At 44.0% G+C, this 19115-nt stretch carries 17 protein-coding genes; 7 read left to right on the top strand and 10 right to left on the bottom strand.

The genetic code is table 11. The features are described 5' to 3' along the window. Positions 1-313: 313 nt before the first annotated feature. Entirely contained in the window at positions 314-469 is a 156-nt protein-coding gene (locus tag AAEY72_RS05115) for a DUF1328 domain-containing protein (protein ID WP_010200882.1), read from the top strand. 141 nt (positions 470-610) lie between these two features. On the opposite strand, the gene AAEY72_RS05110 is transcribed toward AAEY72_RS05115, so the two are convergent. The 4 genes from AAEY72_RS05110 to AAEY72_RS05095 form a co-directional block, all read right to left on the bottom strand. Then, positions 611-904, bottom strand: coding sequence for a 4a-hydroxytetrahydrobiopterin dehydratase (locus AAEY72_RS05110; RefSeq protein ID WP_189583409.1), 294 nt, complete (start codon positions 902-904; stop codon positions 611-613). 248 nt (positions 905-1152) lie between these two features. Then, entirely contained in the window at positions 1153-1446 is a 294-nt protein-coding gene (locus AAEY72_RS05105) for a GNAT family N-acetyltransferase (RefSeq protein WP_352309698.1), read from the bottom strand. Positions 1447-1739: 293 nt separating this feature from the next. Then, positions 1740-3074: a fatty acid desaturase family protein gene (locus AAEY72_RS05100; protein WP_352309697.1), complete on the bottom strand. Its 1335-nt coding sequence runs from the start codon at positions 3072-3074 to the stop codon at positions 1740-1742. A gap of 322 nt (positions 3075-3396) precedes the next feature. Next, positions 3397-4692, bottom strand: a complete 1296-nt coding sequence (locus AAEY72_RS05095; RefSeq protein ID WP_352309696.1) for a flavin reductase family protein — start codon at positions 4690-4692, stop codon at positions 3397-3399. A 514-nt stretch (positions 4693-5206) separates the two neighbouring features. On the opposite strand from AAEY72_RS05095, the gene ettA reads away from it, so the two are divergent. Further along, entirely contained in the window at positions 5207-6868 is a 1662-nt protein-coding gene (gene ettA, locus AAEY72_RS05090; protein ID WP_010200887.1) for an energy-dependent translational throttle protein EttA, read from the top strand. Between the two features lie 113 nt (positions 6869-6981). On the opposite strand, the gene plsB is transcribed toward ettA, so the two are convergent. After that, positions 6982-9759: a glycerol-3-phosphate 1-O-acyltransferase PlsB gene (gene plsB / locus AAEY72_RS05085; RefSeq protein WP_352309695.1), complete on the bottom strand. Its 2778-nt coding sequence runs from the start codon at positions 9757-9759 to the stop codon at positions 6982-6984. 293 nt (positions 9760-10052) lie between these two features. Here plsB and ybaK point away from each other — a divergent pair, with 293 nt between their 5' ends. Beyond that, a complete protein-coding gene (gene ybaK, locus AAEY72_RS05080; RefSeq protein ID WP_352309694.1) occupies positions 10053-10541 on the top strand; it encodes a Cys-tRNA(Pro) deacylase in 489 nt (162 codons plus the stop codon). Positions 10542-10611: 70 nt separating this feature from the next. Beyond that, positions 10612-10986, top strand: coding sequence for a 5-carboxymethyl-2-hydroxymuconate Delta-isomerase (locus AAEY72_RS05075; RefSeq protein ID WP_352309693.1), 375 nt, complete (start codon positions 10612-10614; stop codon positions 10984-10986). A gap of 54 nt (positions 10987-11040) precedes the next feature. On the opposite strand, the gene AAEY72_RS05070 is transcribed toward AAEY72_RS05075, so the two are convergent. Together AAEY72_RS05070 and AAEY72_RS05065 are read right to left on the bottom strand one after the other, a co-directional pair. Continuing rightward, positions 11041-11508: a hypothetical protein gene (locus AAEY72_RS05070; RefSeq protein ID WP_352309692.1), complete on the bottom strand. Its 468-nt coding sequence runs from the start codon at positions 11506-11508 to the stop codon at positions 11041-11043. A gap of 145 nt (positions 11509-11653) precedes the next feature. Beyond that, entirely contained in the window at positions 11654-13474 is a 1821-nt protein-coding gene (locus AAEY72_RS05065) for an acyl-CoA dehydrogenase C-terminal domain-containing protein (protein ID WP_352309691.1), read from the bottom strand. A gap of 405 nt (positions 13475-13879) precedes the next feature. Here AAEY72_RS05065 and AAEY72_RS05060 point away from each other — a divergent pair, with 405 nt between their 5' ends. Further along, positions 13880-15019 (top strand): FUSC family protein, encoded by a 1140-nt coding sequence (locus AAEY72_RS05060; protein WP_352309689.1) that lies wholly within the window; start codon positions 13880-13882, stop codon positions 15017-15019. Between the two features lie 81 nt (positions 15020-15100). Here the strand turns inward: AAEY72_RS05060 and aroE are convergent, their stop codons facing one another. Further along, complete coding sequence (aroE, locus tag AAEY72_RS05055; RefSeq protein WP_352309688.1) at positions 15101-15961, bottom strand: shikimate dehydrogenase; 861 nt, start codon at positions 15959-15961, stop codon at positions 15101-15103. Between the two features lie 372 nt (positions 15962-16333). Between aroE and AAEY72_RS05050 the strand changes: the two genes are divergently transcribed. Both AAEY72_RS05050 and AAEY72_RS05045 read left to right on the top strand, forming a co-directional pair. After that, entirely contained in the window at positions 16334-17008 is a 675-nt protein-coding gene (locus AAEY72_RS05050; protein ID WP_352309687.1) for a hypothetical protein, read from the top strand. A gap of 15 nt (positions 17009-17023) precedes the next feature. Then, positions 17024-18052: an aminotransferase class IV gene (locus AAEY72_RS05045; protein ID WP_352309686.1), complete on the top strand. Its 1029-nt coding sequence runs from the start codon at positions 17024-17026 to the stop codon at positions 18050-18052. A gap of 10 nt (positions 18053-18062) precedes the next feature. On the opposite strand, the gene AAEY72_RS05040 is transcribed toward AAEY72_RS05045, so the two are convergent. After that, a complete protein-coding gene (locus AAEY72_RS05040) occupies positions 18063-18206 on the bottom strand; it encodes a DpnD/PcfM family protein (RefSeq protein ID WP_352309684.1) in 144 nt (47 codons plus the stop codon). After that, complete coding sequence (locus AAEY72_RS05035; protein ID WP_352309683.1) at positions 18207-18971, bottom strand: DpnI domain-containing protein; 765 nt, start codon at positions 18969-18971, stop codon at positions 18207-18209. Positions 18972-19115: the final 144 nt, after the last annotated feature.

Here is a 19115-nt window from a genome sequence, read left to right as displayed (position 1 = left end):
AGAGGGAAATGCTAGGGATTGAGGGGTATTTTACTATCTCTACATATAAATCTCGAAAAGCCAAGAAAAAATATCAGCATATTAAGATTTGCTACAAAGGTTACATAACCTACCGATATTATTACCAAAATGAACGTTTATCGGTGCGAAACATTGCTAATCTATGTTTGTAAGCAGTTATAGACAGTATTAAAAAAACAACAACTTAAAATGGATATTGGATGAGGTAAGGCAAATATTAGTAACGGTCGTTTATAAGGTCTGTTATATGTGTCTTAGCATCTGATTTTTGATAATTATTGAGGAGAAATCTATGTTTCGCTGGGCTATTATTTTTGCCGTAATCGCACTTATCGCAAGTTTCCTAGGGTTTGGCGGTGTCGCTGGACTGTCTGCAAACTTCGCATACATTTTACTAGCATTGGCTGTGATCTTGTTCATCGTCGCGTTTGTTAGTCGTAAAATGTAATGATAAGTTGAACAAAATAAACGTTACTCAGTAATAAGAAAAAGTCCTCGATTGAGGACTTTTTTTATGGGGATTTTTTACTAAAGATATTGCTTGAATTGTTAAATACGTCTCTATATATAAAAGAGGCGAGTTAAATAATTATAAATGTTTGGGCTGAATAATATGTTCCATACGTTTGGCCAAACGAATATCAAGACTGGTAATACCGCCCGTATCATGGGTCGTTAGACGCACATCTACGACGTTATAAGTATTGTGCCATTCAGGATGATGTTCGAGTGCTTCGGCGTGAAATGCAACTTGGTTCATAAAGCTTATGGCTTCGATAAAGTCGTTAAATTTATAGCTCTTAATGATGCCGTTACCATCGCGCTGCCAGCCAGCCAAGTCTTCTAGCTGTAGATCAATTTGTTTGTCAGATAAACTACTCATAGCGGTCTCCTTTATTATTATGTTGGATTTACTGGTCGAGTATTCGCTAGCTTTTGGTTATTAGTAGACTTCTCCATTTTAGTAAATGCTATATAAGTTTTATGATTAAAATAGGGCAAAAAACCCACCTACGTTTGATATCTTGTCACATATTTAACGATAAATATATGATTGTAGATAGCAAACAAATAGGAGGGTAGTGTGGCATCAATTGTTGGATTTTAATAGAGCTAAAGGATGGTATTCGACTATACCAAATCTTGATATTCAGGGTGCTTGCTGATGTAAGAGGCAACAAACGAGCACTGTGGCACGACTTTTTTATCCTGTTCGCGCGCATAGTCTAGCGCATGTTTGACTAGACCTGAACCGACACCGCGCCCACCCAATTCTTGCGGTACGATAGTATGGTCATAGACGAGTTTTCCGTCGCGTTCTTGATAGCTGATATAGCCAGTGTGACCATTGATTGAGGTCTCAAAACGTTTGGCTTGTTCATCATGGACAATATCTAAGTGTTTTTTGTCAATATTATCGCTCATATAGCACTCCATTTTTTATAAGTTTTCGCATCATGAATGTTTGTACGAAATGACTTGTTTTTATAGTTAGTTATTTCTTTATGTGAGTCATTGCTAGTCTTTATTATGAGTCATTGCTCATAGATATAATAGATACTTACGAATGCTTATGGTAAATACAGATAGGCGAAATGTTACCGTTAGTACTAGGGCGTGTACTCATTTCTATCCTCATTTTTATCATGATTTTTAAATGAGTACACGGCCTAGATAAGCTCTACAGATGACATTCTCTGCAATCATTCTTATAACATCTACTTGGCATAAAATAAGGCGTTTTGCACCACAGGCGGTAGATATTTGCTTAAGCCGCGCATGAGCGGTTCATCTTTTGGTTCGACAACATTATTTGCATGCGCTGGTAGATTGGATTGTGCTTGCAAATGTGCCTGCCATTCTTCTGCACTTGGTTTGCTAAAATGCTTGATACGACCTATTACTTGTTTGAATTGGCGACCAAACCGACCAGTGTTATAAGACAAGCCATACTTTTGGCAGATTGCCTGTACTTGTGGCGCGATACGAGCGTAATGGCGAGCGGGCATATCAGGAAAGATATGGTGCTCGATCTGGTGTGACAAATTACCCGTTAAAAGATGAAACCATTTGCTACCTTGAATATTACTAGAGCCAAGGATTTGACGGACATACCAGTCCCCTTTGCTTTCGTTAGCATCGAGATGGGTGTAGATATGCGCCTGTTCGGTAAAATGACCACAGAATATCACTGCCCACGTCCAGATATTGCGAGCAATATTGGCAGTGAGATTGCCGCTTAATGTACTTATGCCGCTACGGCGCCCCAACGTTACTGCTGCTAAGGCTGGCAAGGCAATATAGTCTTTGCCCACTTGCCGACCGATTTTGGCAAATAAAGCACGAGATTTCTGCTGCATGATGTTATACAGATCAGGAGAGTCCGCATACTCATCAGTGCTGATTTGAATATCATGAAAAGCAACCGCCCACTCAAATCCAAGTGCCAGTCCTGCGGTACTAAGCAGGTTGTAGCGATCTTCTGGTACCCAAGGCTGCTCATCAGTCACTCGAATCAAATGATAACCCACATCATGATCGCGACCAACGATATTGGTGAACGTATGGTGTAGATAATTGTGCGAATGCTGCCATAGTGGGGCAGGACAAACGATGTCCCAATCAAACTGCTTACTATTCAGATGCGGATGCTGCATCCAGTCATATTGCCCGTGCATGACATTATGACCAAGCTCCATATTGTTTAAGATTTTGCTAAAACTTAATAGGGAAGTACCCAATAACCAAGTCGCCACTATACGTCGTCGTGATGACAGTCGACCTGCTACAGCCAGCAGACCACGTGCCAGCACTTCACTATAGACGACGGTGGTATAAACGCGCTGAATATAGCGAGCATCATCAGCACCCAGTGAGTCCATCACGCTCTGATACAGCGTGTTTAGCTCAGCAGCCAATGCTTCTGTACGCGCTTTTGACAATTGCGAGCCGCTCAAAGTTGGATATAAACCTTGCTTTGGCGGTACAGTCGTTAATCCAGAAAATGTAGGCACGGCAGACTGGGCGGTGAACATAGAGGGTAATAAGCGCATAGATAGTCCTTAACCGAGACTGCTTAGGGTGTCAGACGACAGCGTCGGTCCAATGATTCAAGTGAGTTTTAGCATATAATATGCTAAAGCGTTAATCTATCGAAATCTGGTACAAGTTGCTGTATTTTAGTTAGTTTACCTAGAGCAGGTCTTAATTAAACAGTAATAATGATAAGAATAATTAATGAGTGAGCGGGGCTTTATTTTTGGTTCACAAGGTATTTTAAACGCTGTAAAACCGTTAATAAGGCGGTACCAACACTTTAAGTCTATCTATAAAAAATCTCTATTAAAAATAGCCGCTTAATAGAAGCAACACGCTTTATACATCTAAAATAACTTCTGTCATTGGTATATTGATACAGGTCTGAATGGATTCATAACCATTGCTGCTCACTTTGCCCGTTTGGATATTTTTGACGACACCGCTTATTTTTTGGCAGCGACACAGCTGGCATATTCCTTGTCTACAACCATAGCTTAGCCGTATGCCTGCTTGCTCAGCCCCTAAAAGCAACGTGGTGCGACTACTAAATTGCTGCTGTCGCCCGCGTAAATATACCGTTTGTGCTGCTATATCTGCCGTTTTGCTTGACTCACCTGTGCCAACGTTCATATCAGCATCGGTCAATGCCGTGCCAAAATGTTCGATAATTACGTTGTCTCGTAGTGAGTGCTTGTTGGTTAAGCTCTCTTTATCTATTGGCGGGCTTAGTGTGTCAAGGGCGCGGTAAAGCCCTGCTAATAATGAGGATGAGCCGCAGGCGAATATCATCGACTCTGCTAATGATAATGGTAGCAGTGATAAAGTTGCTGCGTCTAAGTGTCGCGTGCCTGCTAGATAGCTACTTGGATCAGTGGTATTAACCATATAATAAGCAAAGTTGGGATAGGTGGTAGCTAGTCGTTGCCAGTACGCTTGAAAAGGCGCTCTTGCCAATGTCGAACGATAATAATATAGCAAAGTAACGTGACGTCGTTGTGTCAATGCTTGAGTAATCAACCCTAACATTGGGGTAATACCGCTACCACCAGCGACAAACAAGAGGGGCGACTGCTCAGAGTGTGGCAGTCCACTTTTTTGCTTGGCTAATTTTTCTGATGTATCCGCTAAGGTAAAGTCACCGCTCGGAATGCTACTATTAAATACCGTACCAAGTGGCGCTTGTTTGGTCAGATAGTCCGAAACCAGCCCTTGCGATTTGATAGCAATAGTGACGGTAGCATGTAGAGTGTTGCTAGCGCGATCCTCAGTATTATGGTCAGCGTCATTAGCAACGCTATTGTCTACAAGATTTTTAGTAAAAATAGCATCATATAAATTTTTTGGCTGAGGAAACAGCCCAACCAGCGAGTAACTGCGCTGATGATTGATGCCATCGATAGGCACGGTCAAATGAATATATTGACCACCTTGCCAGCTATCATTGACCGAAAATGCCTGTCGTTTGAATGCCTGATTGACTTCAAATTGCAGCGCAATCAATTCTTCGTTGAGCACCTGCCGTGCCACAAGGCGAAGTTTGGGTGTGGTCAATGACCAAAACGGATGCAAGCGCGACCCAATAAAATCAACGAACGCGCGTTGGATAATCTCAGGGCGGTAGCCGGTCGTCATAGAATACCTTTTATCATATGCTTTTCAATCATTGTAAAGTCGTGCATTTGACTGCTCGCCTAACTGCTTTTGCCGTCGTTTTATCAGCGTTTATACATATTAGAACAGACAAAAGAACTCTACAATTATTGAAATATTTTATTAAGAATATCTAATATCTTAACGGCTATTCATTAATTTTGCGAAAAATTTGCTGCAACTTTTTGTGGGGTTTATAAAACAGAAGCGTATCAGGGTGATATGATTATTGTTCAAATTAGGGCTTATACTGACTATTATAGGCTGCATTCAAGCAAATAATCTTGTGCTGATAGGCGTAAAAACTTGCGCTTATAGGTGCAAAAATACGAAATCAATGCCAAAGAGTGCTAAAGCCATCTACTAGCTTGCAGGGTATGCGCCACAATGCGATAATGGCCTATAATTTGTAACCCTGATTTTGAGGTGCAGCACGCTTGGCATCATTGCTAAGTATGATTTGCTTGCCTCTTCTATGCAGTCTATCGGAGTGTTAATGGCTCAATATATTTACACGATGAACAACGTGTCAAAACTTGTTCCACCTAAGCGTGAAATCCTAAAAAATATCAACCTATCGTTTTTCCCGGGTGCCAAAATTGGTGTACTCGGTATCAACGGCTCAGGTAAATCAACCTTGCTGCGCATCATGGCAGGTGTGGATACAGAATTTAGTGGCGAAGCACGCGCGCAAACGGGCACCAAAATCGGCTATTTGCCGCAGGAACCACAGCTTGATGACAGCAAAGACGTACGTGGTAACGTCGAAGACGGCATGCGCGAAGCGTTAGATGCGCTCGCTCGTTTAGATGCTATCTATGCTGAATACGCTGAGCCTGATGCAGATTTCGATAAACTTGCTGAAGAGCAAGGCAAAATGGAAGACATCATCCAAACATGGGATGCCCATAACTTAAGCACTCAGTTAGAAAAAGCCGCTGATGCCTTACGTCTGCCGCCATGGGATGCGGATGTTAGTAAACTGTCAGGTGGTGAAAAACGCCGTGTGGCGCTATGTCGTTTGCTATTATCACGCCCTGATATGCTATTACTTGACGAACCGACCAACCATTTGGACGCCGAATCTGTCGCATGGCTAGAGCAGTTCTTGCAGAACTACAGCGGTACTATCGTTGCCATTACCCATGATCGCTATTTCTTGGATAATGTCGCGCAGTGGATTTTGGAGCTTGACCGTGGCCATGGCTATCCGTACGAAGGCAACTACACTGAGTGGCTAGAGCAAAAGAATACGCGTCTAGAGCAGCAGAATAAGCAAGAAGAATCCTTTGCTAAAGCACTGAAAAAAGAGCTTGAGTGGATTCGTAAAAACCAAAAAGGCCAACAAGCCAAGTCTAAATCTCGTGTACAACGCTTTGAAGAGTTGAACTCAACAGAGTTTCAGCAGCGCAACGAGACGGCTGAGATTTATATTCCACCTGGTCCACGTTTGGGCAACAAGGTTATTGAGATTAATGACATCTCTAAATCATTTGGCGATCGCTTGCTCTATGAAAACCTAAGTTTTAACGTCCCAGCAGGTGCTATCGTCGGTATTATTGGTCCAAATGGTGCGGGTAAAACCACGCTATTTAACATGATTACCGAACGTGATACGCCAGATACTGGAACCGTTGATTTGGGTGAAAGTGTCAAAGTCGCTTATGTTGGTCAGGTACGTGACAACTTAGACGATAGCAAAACCGTTTGGGAAGAAGTGTCTGACGGCCTCGACATCATCACTGTTGGTGAATATACCACGCCAAGTCGTGCTTATATCGGTCGCTTTAACTTTAAAGGCTCAGATCAGCAGAAGCATGTCGGGCAGTTATCTGGCGGTGAGCGTAACCGCTTGCAACTGGCGAAGACGCTAAAGCAGGGTGCGAACGTATTACTCCTCGATGAACCATCAAACGATTTGGATATCGAAACCTTGCGTGCGCTAGAGGATGCGATTCAAGTATTCCCAGGTACCGTCATGGTCGTGTCGCATGATCGCTGGTTCCTTGACCGTATCGCCACCCATATCTTGGCGTTCGAAGAAGAAGGCCCTGTTTGGTTCGATGGTAACTACTCTGAGTTTGAGACCTACCGTAAAAAGACCATGGGTGATGCTGCCACTCCTAAGCGTATGAAGTATAAGAAGATTACGAACTAATACGGCTGTTTAGTATATTGCAATCCAATAAAAAAGACCTCTAATCGTTAGAGGTCTTTTTTTGTGCTTCATTTACTTAAGATAACTGGTTATAAATCAATTCCAGCTAGAGATTAGCGCTTGCGCCCAAATTTACGCTGCTTTTTATTACTAATCTCAGTAATCGCATGGGTAATTTCCTCTTCGTCTAAGCTGGCGACTTGCTGCAAGATTTGCATCATATCAGGCGTTAGCACGTATTTGGCATGATGCGCAATGTCATGAATACGGTGGTCAAAGGTCAGTATGCCCGTTTCATCGTCCTTTTGTAGATAGTCAAGGCGGGTCAAGGCGCTAATAAAGCTAGTAAATAAGGCGCGGTCAAAGAAGTCAGGAATGTCATCCGCATACAGCACAGACAAGCGCTGACCGAGCAAGTGGCACAGATCAACGACTTCGTTTTCAGTCAGGTTGCCAGAGCCTTGTTGAGCAAGGAGGGCAAGCGTCATAAAGTAACGTTCAAGGCTTTGCTCAACTGGTGTCGCAAGCACTTGTAGCTGCTGATAGCATTTGCTATTGGACTCGGGGACGCTAAGTACACCATCACCCAACTCGACGATCAGTCCATGACTGAGCAGATTATCTACTTTTTTGTTGAGCGTTTCGGCTAAGCCATGTGCTGGATAATATAAAAACAGCTCACTTTGTAAAAATGGATATAACTGCTCGGCAATATTATCCAAACGACTGCGTTCGATACGTCCATTGCGCGCGACTAAAGCGGCTAGGAATGATAGCAGAATAAAGACATGCAAAATGTTATTGCGGAAGTAGCTAAGCAGTGCTGCTTGCTTGTCTGCGACCTGAATGATGTCGCCTAAAATATGTGGAATACGTTCGATCAGTTTGAGCTTGACCCCATAATCGATAATCTGCTGCGGGCTCATATCAGTGATGACTGTATCCTCTGAATAAGCCAGCTGCTGAGCAAGACCTTGATAGAGCGCGATTTGCTCACGGCAGATATCTTCATCTAGTGCCGCTTTGGGAGCGGATAGGAGTACTAATGACAGTAACGATACGGGATTGACCACCGCAGCTTTATTGATATGCTGCATGATTTTTACACCGATGTTGTCGACCATGGCGCTGGTTTTGGCATCGAGTGGGGTATCAGTGCGATCAGTCGGTAAGCTATTGGCTGCCACATCGAATTTTGTCATAAAGTCGCTAAGGCGAAGCGGTTTGCCAAAACTTAGATGGACATTGCCAAAAATGCGCTCAATTTTACGACCAACTTTGAGTAAGCCGATTAAAGATTCAGACTCTTTTGGCTTGCCTTTTAGTTCGCCCACATAAGTACCGCCTTCCATAATTCGCTCATAGCCGATGTAAGTTGGAATGAATACCACTGGCTTATTGGTTTGGCGTAACTGGCTGTGTACAGTCATCGCCAGCATGCCCATCTTTGGTGGTAGCAGACGTCCTGAGCGTGAGCGACCGCCCTCGATGAAGTATTCGATAGGCGTATTACGAGTAATAAGCGTATGCATATATTCGCGCAACACAGCGGTATAAAGCGCATTACCACGGAAGCTACGACGAATATAAAACGCCACCGCTCCGCGTAATAGTGGGCCTAAGACAGGCACATCTAAGTTATCACCTGCTGCAACGTAAGGGATGCTCAGACCACGCTTGTAGATAACGTAAGACAGTAGCAGATAGTCGACATGACTACGATGACAAGGCACGTAGATGATTTCGTGATCTGTTGCCAGCTCGCGCACTCGCTCAAAATGATGGACTTCTACACCGTCATAAAGCTGTGTCCATAACCACGTCAAAAATCGATCAAAGACACGAATAATCGGGTAGGAGTAGTCATTCACCATTTCATTGGCATAGCCCTTCGCGAGGCTACGGGCGTCACGAACATTGATCCCCGATGCTTCGGCCTCAGCTTCTATCGCATGCTTAATCGCTGGTGAATAAACCAGCTTATCGACCAAGTTGCGTCGATCTGATAAGTCAGGACCGAGCATACTGGCGCGCTGCTTATCTAGGTAGATTTTGAGCTGTTGTTGCAGCATGCGCACCATCTCACGATTGCCATCGGCAGCTGCGACCAACGCATAACTTGGTACGGTATCCGCCTCATTGGTGCCATCAGTGGTTGAATTGACTGAATCAGTGGCAATAGAATCAAAGACAGCAGGGCCTTCTACGTGTCCTTTAAGATTGTCATTAATAAGGGCACGCAAGTCTTGCGGTGGATGGAACTGGACAAAGGTATCGCGTCCCATCACCCCAATATTAAATAACTGCTTGGTAATGCTAGGATCTTCCCAGTTATCAGCCGTTAAAAGCTTAAAGAGGGAATCTTCTTTCTCAGGTGCGCGTCCCCACAATATAGATACCGGCACCAAACGCACTTTTAGCTCTGGATACTGTAAAACAGCAGACACCAAACGAGAAAGGCGCGGCGATAGCTGATTGTCTTTGGCATGGGGATGGTGCAAAAATATGATGGCCGCATTTTCTTTAACATTATGGGCGACGTCATTTACCCCAACCAGTGCTGGTGGCAGATTGTGCTCTTGCGTCTGCAAATCGATCAAAATACTGTTGGAGCGCGAATAATCTTGCAGCACATAAAATCTTAGCGTCTGATCGTCAGTATCAAACTCTGGCAACTCACCCAACAGCTTCGGCTTAACAGCGATATCGAGCAGTTGACCCGATACCTTGCGATATAGCTGATTGATGGGGGCATTCGAGTAAGGCTTAGTCGCAATTGCAGCGTCATCGGTTGCTGCATCGCTGCCTGTCGCTGACTGGCTATCGGTCGCGACTGGCGCTTTAAAAATCCGTTTTTTTAGGAACTTATTCTTTAAGAAACTGGGTATCATAATGGATATCAAAATTAGTAAATTGTATTGCCCTCATGATGCCATAAAAGCCATCAAAGCGATATATTGTGTCTGTATATACTGCTAATATTAATACGATTTGGTGACCATTTCGAGCGTTAAATACCGTGTGAGATGCTTAATTATTTGAGGTATAAAGGCTTTAGCGCAATGATATAGTGGCGTAAACTACTACTAAATATCAAACTTTAGATCGCTATCGGTTGAATTGAGGACACGCCCTAATCTTTACTCTCACTTATTTCAATTAAATAACCATAAGTTAAATACCTATGACTCCTGCTATCAAACTTGCCAAACAGCGCGGCCTTGATTATCAGCTGCACGAATATACTCACGACAGTAATGCCGCTTCTTATGGATTGGAGGCTGCCGAAAAACTGGGCATTCCAGTAGCTCAAGTGTTTAAGACTTTGGTGGTATCTACTGACAATGGCTCACTGGCAGTGGCTATTTTGCCAGTGGACAAAATGCTGAGCTTCAAAAAAATGGCCAAAGCCTTATCGGTTCATAAATTGATAGCCTGCAAAAAAGTACAAATGGCAGACCCTAAGCAAGTCGAACGTAGTACAGGTTACGTACTGGGCGGGGTCAGTCCCCTTGGACAAAAGAAGCGCTTGACGACCGTCATCGATATGTCAGCTGAACAGCAGCCAACCATTTATGTGAGCGGTGGTCGCCGCGGGTTAGAAATCGAATTACCACCGACACAATTGGCTGCCACTCTTGAGGCCTGTTTTGCTGATATTACCGATGACTAATGGTTAAACTCAGACTTGATATGGACACTAAATTCTCACTCATTATTCACACTTCTTTAAGGATAGACTCATGCCGCATTTAACCATCCAAGCCACACCCAATGTCAGTATTGCTCATGAAGAATCATTGCTCAAGTCGCTCAATAAAGTGCTATGGGACAGTGGTCAGTTCAAACAACAAACTGATATCAAAGCACGCATCCTACCCATCCAAACATTTCTGGTGGGTGTGGAAGATGATGAGCAGGCCAATGGATTTATTTACGCGCATCTAAAAATGATGACAGGACGCGATATTGCCGTTCGCAATCAGTTGGCAGAGCTATTGGTCGCAACGATAGAAGATCAGTTGAGCGCCGCGCAATCGGGACGTTCAGCATTGCAGATATGCGTGGAAGTTGAAGAGATTAGTGCGGTCTATCATAAAAAAATGCTTGGTGATTAGTATTAGTAATCAATATTTGCCGTGTGCTTTACCGTTACTCGTATTTTAGTAAATCTACAAATACTCGCACAGTGGCTCGCTGGCATACTTAGGTAAGACAATCACTTCAACGCTATAACCTGCCGTTTGACCTTGGGTGGCCATTAGATTACGAGCAATGCGCAATCGATAAGTCCCCGTGGCAGGCAAGCAGCCTTGATAAATGATACCGCCTTTGGTGCCATCTTGTGTGCCATTGGGCATATGCAGCACACCGACATTGGCAGTCTCAGGCGTACCAGCAAGTGATGCAATATTAATGATGGCATATTGCCAACTGTTGGCGTGAAAACGATACCAGTGCTCGTTTTCATTAGGCTTTAGCTGACCAGTTACCGTGCTACTGATAGCACCTTTAGCAAACTGAATAGGGGTGTCGCTACTTTTAGCCAACGCACTATTCGCGCTAACACCTATTAATGTGGCACTTAGCAACAGCATTTTTATCACTCGTGCGATTAACAAAGTGCTTTTGTTATTCATGGACAACATCATTATCTCCTCACTGAGTTTGTTATCTATCTATTATTTCCAGATCTAGTATTCTCTGACTTTTAGTTAAGCATAAAAAAGCGCCTAAATAATAGGCGCTTTTTTTATCAATGATTGATGAATTTATTTTTAAATCTTAATCTAAGAAAGCAAAGTTTTCGATTTTCATGGCAGTCATGCTGCTGCTTGGTGCAACCATACCTTCGGCGTGACCTGAGGTACGTGGCAATAGCTTATCGAAGTAGAACTCAGCAGTTTGGATTTTGGCTTTGTAGAACTCTGGTGATTCTGTACCGCCATTTTCAAGCTTGTCATAAGCGACAGCCGCCATACGTGCCCAGTGATAACCCATCATGACATAGCCTGAGTACATCAAGAAATCGTCTGATGCTGCTGAGATGATTTCACGGTCTTTACGTGCCATCAGCATCAAGCGTACAGTCAGAGTGTTCCACTCAGCACAAAGCTTGGTCAATGCCCAAACGAATTTACGCATGTCTTTATCAAGTGCATACTCGCCACACCATTTCATGATGCTTGAGGTGTAATCGCGGATGATTTTACCTTTAGACTGCAAGATAACCTTACGACCGAGCAAATCAAGTGCCTGAATACCAGTTGTACCTTCGTACATAGTAGCGATACGCGCATCACGAGCGATTAGCTCCATGCCCCACTCTTTGATATAACCGTGACCGCCATAAACTTGCTGACCGTGTTTGGCCGCTTCAATACCAAGCTCAGTTAAGAAGCCTTTGAGGATAGGCGTATAGAAGCCAAGTTTATCATCCCATTTTTCAAACTCTTCATCATCGCCATTGATGATGCCTTGTGCCATTTTATCAGCATAGCGGGCTGAATGATAAATCATCGAGCGACCGCCTTCAGCAAAGGCTTTTTGGGTCAATAGCATACGGCGTACGTCAGCATGATGAATGATCGCATCAGCTACTTTTTCAGGATCTTTCGTACCTGACAACGTACGCATTGAGCGACGATCTTTCGCATACGGTAGGGCGTTTTGGAAAGACAGCTCAGTGTGCGCCAAACCTTGGATGCCAGTACCGATACGAGCGGTGTTCATAAAGGTAAACATGGCTTTTAAGCCTTTGTTTGGCTCACCGATGAGGTAACCGACCGCATTATCAAAGTTTAGGACGCAAGTTGCTGATGAGTTGATGCCCATTTTGTGTTCAATAGAACCACAAGAAACGCCATTGCGCTCGCCAATTTCGCCTTCAGCATTTGGCAGAAATTTCGGTACGATAAATAATGAAATACCACGTGTGCCTTCTGGTGCGTCCGGTAGACGTGCTAGCACAATGTGAATGATGTTATCTGTTAAGTCATGCTCACCACTTGAGATAAAGATTTTGGTGCCGCCCAGCTTGTAGCTACCGTCATCTTGTGGAATGGCTTTTGACTTTACTTGACCCAAGTCAGTACCACATTGTGGCTCAGTCAGACACATGGTGCCTGCCCAAGAGCCTTCGACCAATTTATGTAGATAAGTCTCTTTTTGCTCATCTGTACCATACTGTAAGATGGTGTTGATACAGCCTGTAGATAGACCAGGATACATTGCCCATGGCCAGTTCGCCGTACCGATCATTTCAGCTTTAATTAGGTTCAATGAAGTCGGTAAGTTCATACCACCGTATTGTTCAGGATAAGAAATACCTTGCCAACCGCCTTCTACGAACTGGTCATAAGCGTCTTTGAAACCTTTAGGGGTTGTGACTACGCCATTGTCAAAATGACAGCCTTCTGCATCAGCTGGCTGATATAAAGGTGCCAAGACGTTTTCGGCAAAATCTGCCATACCTTGAAGAATCATATCAACGGTTTCAGGGTCAGCGTTTTCGCCATTGTCTAAGCTTTTATAATGCGTTTGATAGTCGAACACATCATTTATTAAAAACTTGATATCACGTAAAGGTGCTTTGTAAGTTAACATAGTCGGTCTCTTTGGTTAATTCGCTGTCGTAGACTTAGGATTGAAAACCAGAGTTTATTCGAGCGGATGTTTGCTTATTTTGATACAAATGAATGATATTGTAGATGGTGAGTTGAACTTATTAAAATATCGTCTGTAATGACAGTCGCTAAGTGTTACTTAATAAAAGTTAACTATTATGATAGTTATCCAAGTATAAGACTTCTATAACGACAAATATATAACTTATAACTAATATTCATAATTCGTACTATTATATATTAAATTAAGTTATGTGTCGGTAAAATATTCACGTTTAAATAATAGCATTACGAGTCATTTTCATTCAAACATCGTGCAAATTAAAGTAAGAAAGACAATGTTTCATCAATCGGCGCAATATCGAGGCAAGAGGAAAATCGATTTATGAGCGCATCAAAGCGTAAGGCAAGTTGGATAACTTGGCTGGCAGAACGGTTTGCCTATATTAAGTCGTTAGTGTTGGGTGAGCTGCCGCATTTGTTAACAGTTAGTCGCAGCAAAAGACCATGGCATATGCCGATTATCGCTGCCATTGCCATTAGCTTCCCCGTGTTCGTCGGTGCTTATTTTGATGCTTTGTCTTCAGGTATTAAGGCTTCGCTGGGGGCAATGATTATCCTCAACTTGCCGTTGTCAGGCACACTACCGTATCGTTTGGTGACGGTCATGGCGTGGGGATTTGCCATGGTGTTGAGCTTTGCGCTCGGACTGATCGCTCAGCAGATACCTGTGCTCAGACTGCCCGTATTTGCATTGCTTGCTTTTGCCATCGTCATGTTGGGTCGTTACTATCGACAGCCGCCACCGGCAGGATTGTTTGTGATGATGGCAGGGGCGATCGCGTTATTTATTCCTGTGCCGTTGGCGCAAGTGCTATCAGCGACAGGGCTAGTGATGTTAGGTGGTGGTATGTCGATGTTACTAGCGCTGTTATATAGTCTGTTTTTATTAGCGACGCGTCCTACTGTGCCTGCGCCCGTTTATCTTTATGAATCGGACATGATTAGCGACAGTCTCATTGTGGCCAGCTTTGTGAGCTTGGCGTTGGCCATCGCGATTTTGCTAAAGATGCCTTATCCCTACTGGGCGGCTGTGAGCTGTTTCATCATTATTCAAGGCATGCAGCTACGCACGATGTGGATCAAACAAATGCATCGCTTACTCGGTACATTAGTGGGAATGGCAGTGGCGAGTTGGATGCTGTCGTGGGGTCTATCGATATGGGGCGTTGCGATCGCTATTTTGATAATGATGCTCTGTATCGAGTCATTAGTCGATCGTCATTACGGCTTGGCAGTGGTATTTATCACGCCGTTGACGATATTTATCGCTGAATATGGCAGCATGTCGCTGGTGCCGCCCGTCGCCGAGGAGATCATTCGTGTGCGTATGCTTGATACTACGATTGGTTGCGTGGTGGGGCTTAGCGGTGGTCTGGCCATACACTCAAGCCGTTTGCGTGTGCCGCTACGACAAATAGAAGCTTGGCTGCTCGCGCGTTTTGGTCAAACAACGAAAGAATAAATGAAAGGCGTATGACAAACTTGTCTGATTCGGCTTCATACGCCTTTGTGGTTCAAAGCAACATATAAATGACGGTCTGATTTATTTGGCGTTGAGAGCTTTAGTGGCTTGTACGACATCGATGCTATGACCTGTCCAGCGCTCAAAGCTTAAGGCAGCTTGTCCGATCAGCATGCCGTAACCGTCTGAGGTCCGCGTCCCACGTGCCGAAAAATGCTCTAAAAATGGTAGAGTACGACCATACATCATGTCGTAGGCATATTGCGTGTTTAGCGTGTCGTTCAGTGGCAAGGTCTCGCCCGATAGACCAATCGATGTCGCATTAATAATAATGTCAAACTGTCCGCTCAACTCGCTAGTCGTACAAGTAGTAATCTGCTGCTGACTAATAGACGTACTGGCAGCGCTAAGCTCGCTGACCAAGTCGGTGGCTTTGCTCACTGTGCGATTGGCAATTGTGAGTGTTGCGATACCGGATTGAATCAAAGGTAATATTGCCCCGCGCGCGGCACCACCAGCGCCAATGATGGCAACGCGAGCACCATCCAGCGGCCAGCCTAAGCTGGTGATATGATTGATTAACCCTTGCCCATCGGTATTATCGCCGTACAGCGCCTCTGCTATCGGCGTGCCACTGTTTAATAGTGTTTTATTGAGCAGGAGTGTATTGACCGCACCGGCGACTTTGGCGTGCTCTGATAAGCCACCACGCGCCTGACAGCACGCATAAGCGACTTGTTTAAAGGGAACCGTCACATTGGCACCCACACCGCCACCATGAAAAAATGCCTCGACGACCGCGGCAAAGCTGGCTGCATCATCGGGACAATACTGGCGTTGATAGCGAATATCAATGCCTGCTTGCGCCGCAAATAGCGTATGTATTTCAGGAGATTTACTGTGGGCAATTGGATTGCCAATAACGATAAAGTGCTGGGTCATAAGTAGTCCGCTGGCAGTAAGGGCATGAAGGAGTCAGATTGATAACCGTTCAAACCCATTCATCATAAGGGATAACGCTATGTTTGACAAATAGGGCGGTTAAGCGACAAATACACGATTGAACATAGGGGTTTAAAACGTGAGGTCTTTAACAAATCTGTACTGTCTGGGAGTGGTATCCGTAACGTAAAGGGTAGTCAAGCGTTCAGCAGTTGGGTAAACTAGTGAGCATAAAAATCGATATCAATATGCGCTAGTAACTGCTAGGTTATCACCAAGCTTTTTAATAAAACATTCTTCATTATCAGTGGCGTATCTGCCAGCTCGTTAATACTATTTTGAGATCAATCTAAAAGTGTGAGTACATTGTCCATGTTGAATAATAACCTACAGACCTTGATGGTCAGTATGATAATGGCAGTTGGCGTGACGTTGAGTGGCTGTGATAGCACCAAAGAAGACGCCCAAGATCCAGAGGCTGGCGCGGCAACCACTAGCGAGCAGACCGCCAAAGATACTTCTACGCAGACCGCTCCGACTGACACAGCTGATTTAGATGGTGCGACTGCTCAGCAAGGCACACCAGTAAAATATGATGTACTGGCATGGGGCGCTGACCAAGTAGAGCCGATCACGGTTGATGAGCTAGATGGTATCAAAGCGACCTTTGGTAAAGTGGTGAGTACCGACGAAAACAGCCTAGACTATGCCAGTAATCCAGCTTCTAAGTATCGCTTTATGAACACCGATGCGCCTTATTTAGATATTATCGATTCCGAAAAATATCTGGAACTTGGCTGGTATTATGCCAATCCAACTGACTCTGATAAAGAAAAAGAGCTGAGTCAAAATCATGCCAAAAAATCCTATATGCTAGCGCGTCAGCTGATGGGTGATGACGGTGGCAAAGTGCTCGCTGATATGCTGAACGGTCAGATTATTAAAGATAAAACCATCGGTGGGCAAAAAATAGAGTTGGCGAAATGTGAGTTTTATAGTTGTATGCTGGTGCTTAATAAAGCTGCTGCTCAAACAGACAATAGCTAAATGGTGGAAGCTATCATGCCACCGTCCAACAGCTGGATACGCCTGCAACCTCTAAGCGAGGCTAGCGATAACGCAGCAGAGATAGCGTTAACAATGTCATTAGACAATCGCGGACTGGCATACGGTGATGGCTTTTTTACTACTATGGGCGTCATCGATGGGCTGATACTGTGGTCGGACTATCATCAGCAGCGCCTTGACTCTCATGCCGACGCTCTACAGCTCGATATCGATAGCCAAGCGCTATTGGCCACTTTGCAGACACAGGCCAAGCAATTGCAGCAAGGCATGCTTAAGCTTATCGTCACCCGCGCGGCGCAAGATGTCCGTGGTTATGGTTATGCGCCAAGTACATCCGGTAGTGCTTGCGAGGTCTGGCTCAAGTCTTCCGCCATGCCTATCGCCACTGCTGAGCAGCTACGTCTACCGAATGGACGCTTAGTGCCTGTGCAACCAGTGGCTTCTGCCACTTGCTTGTCTTCACAACTCGCCTGTCTACCGCCACCGCTTGCCGGACTTAAAAGTCTCAATCGCCTCGATAATGTGCTGGCAAGCGCTGAGCTACAACGCGTTAAAGCCCAAATATTAAAATCCAATCCCTTCTTACCAGCCAATCATTTATCGTCCAATCATTTATCAGCGAGTGCCGAACCCAATATCGGTGAGGGGCTGCTGCGTGATATGAGTGGGCACTGGGTTGAAGGGACGATGAGTAATGTGTTCTATCAATTATCAGAATCGCCATTCGCAAAATCGTCCAATCCTCCACATCTTCAAAACAACAGCAATTATCTGAGCACTGGTCAATGGTATACGCCCTCTATGGCGCAATCGGGCGTCGCTGGCGTGATGCGGCAAGTGCTTATCGATGGGTTATCCACCACAGAACAGCCAGTTATCATTAGGTCGTTATCAGATAAGGATTTACCGCATTTAAGCCAACTGTTTTTTTGTAATGCGCTACGCGGAATTATGCCAATGAGTAGTTTGAAGTTATTGTCGGGTGAAGTCGTGGGTTTTAAAAGTCAAAAAAATATCGGCTAAATAAAGCCGTTTATTCTCGCGCAAAAATATTAAATTTAGTATCAATGAAATCATCGGGATATAAAACAACCTCTTCATTACGATACATATCTTGCGCTTTTAATAGTGCTTCTTGCTCGTTTTTTGCCCTAATTTCTACGATGTTCTCCAGCAATTAGTACAACTTTCGATATTGCCCACGACCTACAAATTCGATAATGCCTTTGTCACGTAACACTTGTAATTGTTGGCGAATTTTATCTTTAATGTGATTGTTTTCGGGATGTTTGAGCTTTAACTCATCAGCAAAAGCATAAACTTGATTGAGAGAGAAATTCACATCCAATCTATCGATACATTGCCAAACATCTAATGTCCAGCCACGTGATGTGATAGATTGCTCGCGTAAAAACAAGGTTTTTTGAAATTGCTCGGTGACATTATCGCGTGGTATGACTTGCTGGTCTTTGACCAAAAACACTTTCCCCGATTCGGGCACTTTGCGCAAATCAATATTGCAACCAACCCAACCAGCGCGTTTGGCAGTAACGGATAATGGTTTGCGTTTTATAATCATGTCCGGCTGAAAGAATTGCTTAGGAATGATCAAAAAGTTATTCACCCTATATTCTTGCGAATAGGTCAGAAAGAAAAAACTGGGATTATTATCACTATTGATACGTTCAATCATAGTGTCATAAGCACCATCATTAATAATGTTGCTTAATTTTGCCTTTTTACTTTTTAGCTCATACTCCTCATGACAGTTTGAGCAATAAAAATCAGCGACAGGTTGGTTATTAACAAATTCAACCAATGGCTCGGCATTACAATTAGGGCAATAGCTTTGGTTCGCAACCCAATCTTCACTGAGTACACGAATCCTTTGGGGTTCAGATTGATAGTTTGCAGCGAGAGGTTGGTTGAAATGTAGATTCATAATAAGTTTTCGTTGTAGTAGACAAAACAAAAATATCAATAAAAGCGCAGGAATATTCAGCCATATAATTTAATCTAAACACTAAGTTAATTCACAAGCTAAGCAAATACCATTGAAAAGCGCACGGTTCAGTGCTAAATTCTA

Origin of the sequence: Psychrobacter sp. W2-37-MNA-CIBAN-0211, from assembly GCF_040309405.1 — a bacterium.
In the GTDB taxonomy this organism is placed as follows: Bacteria; Pseudomonadota; Gammaproteobacteria; order Pseudomonadales; family Moraxellaceae; genus Psychrobacter; species Psychrobacter glaciei.
The sequence above is the reverse complement of the archived record's forward strand: the minus strand, read 5'-3'. Positions and strand labels throughout refer to the sequence as shown.

Coding starts and splice junctions, on each gene's coding strand:
- AAEY72_RS05115 (WP_010200882.1), top strand. CDS start 314: ATGTTTCGCTGGGCTATTATTTTTGCCGTAATCGCACTTATCGCAAGT.
- AAEY72_RS05110 (WP_189583409.1), bottom strand. CDS start 904: ATGAGTAGTTTATCTGACAAACAAATTGATCTACAGCTAGAAGACTTG.
- AAEY72_RS05105 (WP_352309698.1), bottom strand. CDS start 1,446: ATGAGCGATAATATTGACAAAAAACACTTAGATATTGTCCATGATGAA.
- AAEY72_RS05100 (WP_352309697.1), bottom strand. CDS start 3,074: ATGCGCTTATTACCCTCTATGTTCACCGCCCAGTCTGCCGTGCCTACA.
- AAEY72_RS05095 (WP_352309696.1), bottom strand. CDS start 4,692: ATGACGACCGGCTACCGCCCTGAGATTATCCAACGCGCGTTCGTTGAT.
- ettA (WP_010200887.1), top strand. CDS start 5,207: ATGGCTCAATATATTTACACGATGAACAACGTGTCAAAACTTGTTCCA.
- plsB (WP_352309695.1), bottom strand. CDS start 9,759: ATGATACCCAGTTTCTTAAAGAATAAGTTCCTAAAAAAACGGATTTTT.
- ybaK (WP_352309694.1), top strand. CDS start 10,053: ATGACTCCTGCTATCAAACTTGCCAAACAGCGCGGCCTTGATTATCAG.
- AAEY72_RS05075 (WP_352309693.1), top strand. CDS start 10,612: ATGCCGCATTTAACCATCCAAGCCACACCCAATGTCAGTATTGCTCAT.
- AAEY72_RS05070 (WP_352309692.1), bottom strand. CDS start 11,508: ATGAATAACAAAAGCACTTTGTTAATCGCACGAGTGATAAAAATGCTG.
- AAEY72_RS05065 (WP_352309691.1), bottom strand. CDS start 13,474: ATGTTAACTTACAAAGCACCTTTACGTGATATCAAGTTTTTAATAAAT.
- AAEY72_RS05060 (WP_352309689.1), top strand. CDS start 13,880: ATGAGCGCATCAAAGCGTAAGGCAAGTTGGATAACTTGGCTGGCAGAA.
- aroE (WP_352309688.1), bottom strand. CDS start 15,961: ATGACCCAGCACTTTATCGTTATTGGCAATCCAATTGCCCACAGTAAA.
- AAEY72_RS05050 (WP_352309687.1), top strand. CDS start 16,334: ATGTTGAATAATAACCTACAGACCTTGATGGTCAGTATGATAATGGCA.
- AAEY72_RS05045 (WP_352309686.1), top strand. CDS start 17,024: ATGCCACCGTCCAACAGCTGGATACGCCTGCAACCTCTAAGCGAGGCT.
- AAEY72_RS05035 (WP_352309683.1), bottom strand. CDS start 18,971: ATGAATCTACATTTCAACCAACCTCTCGCTGCAAACTATCAATCTGAA.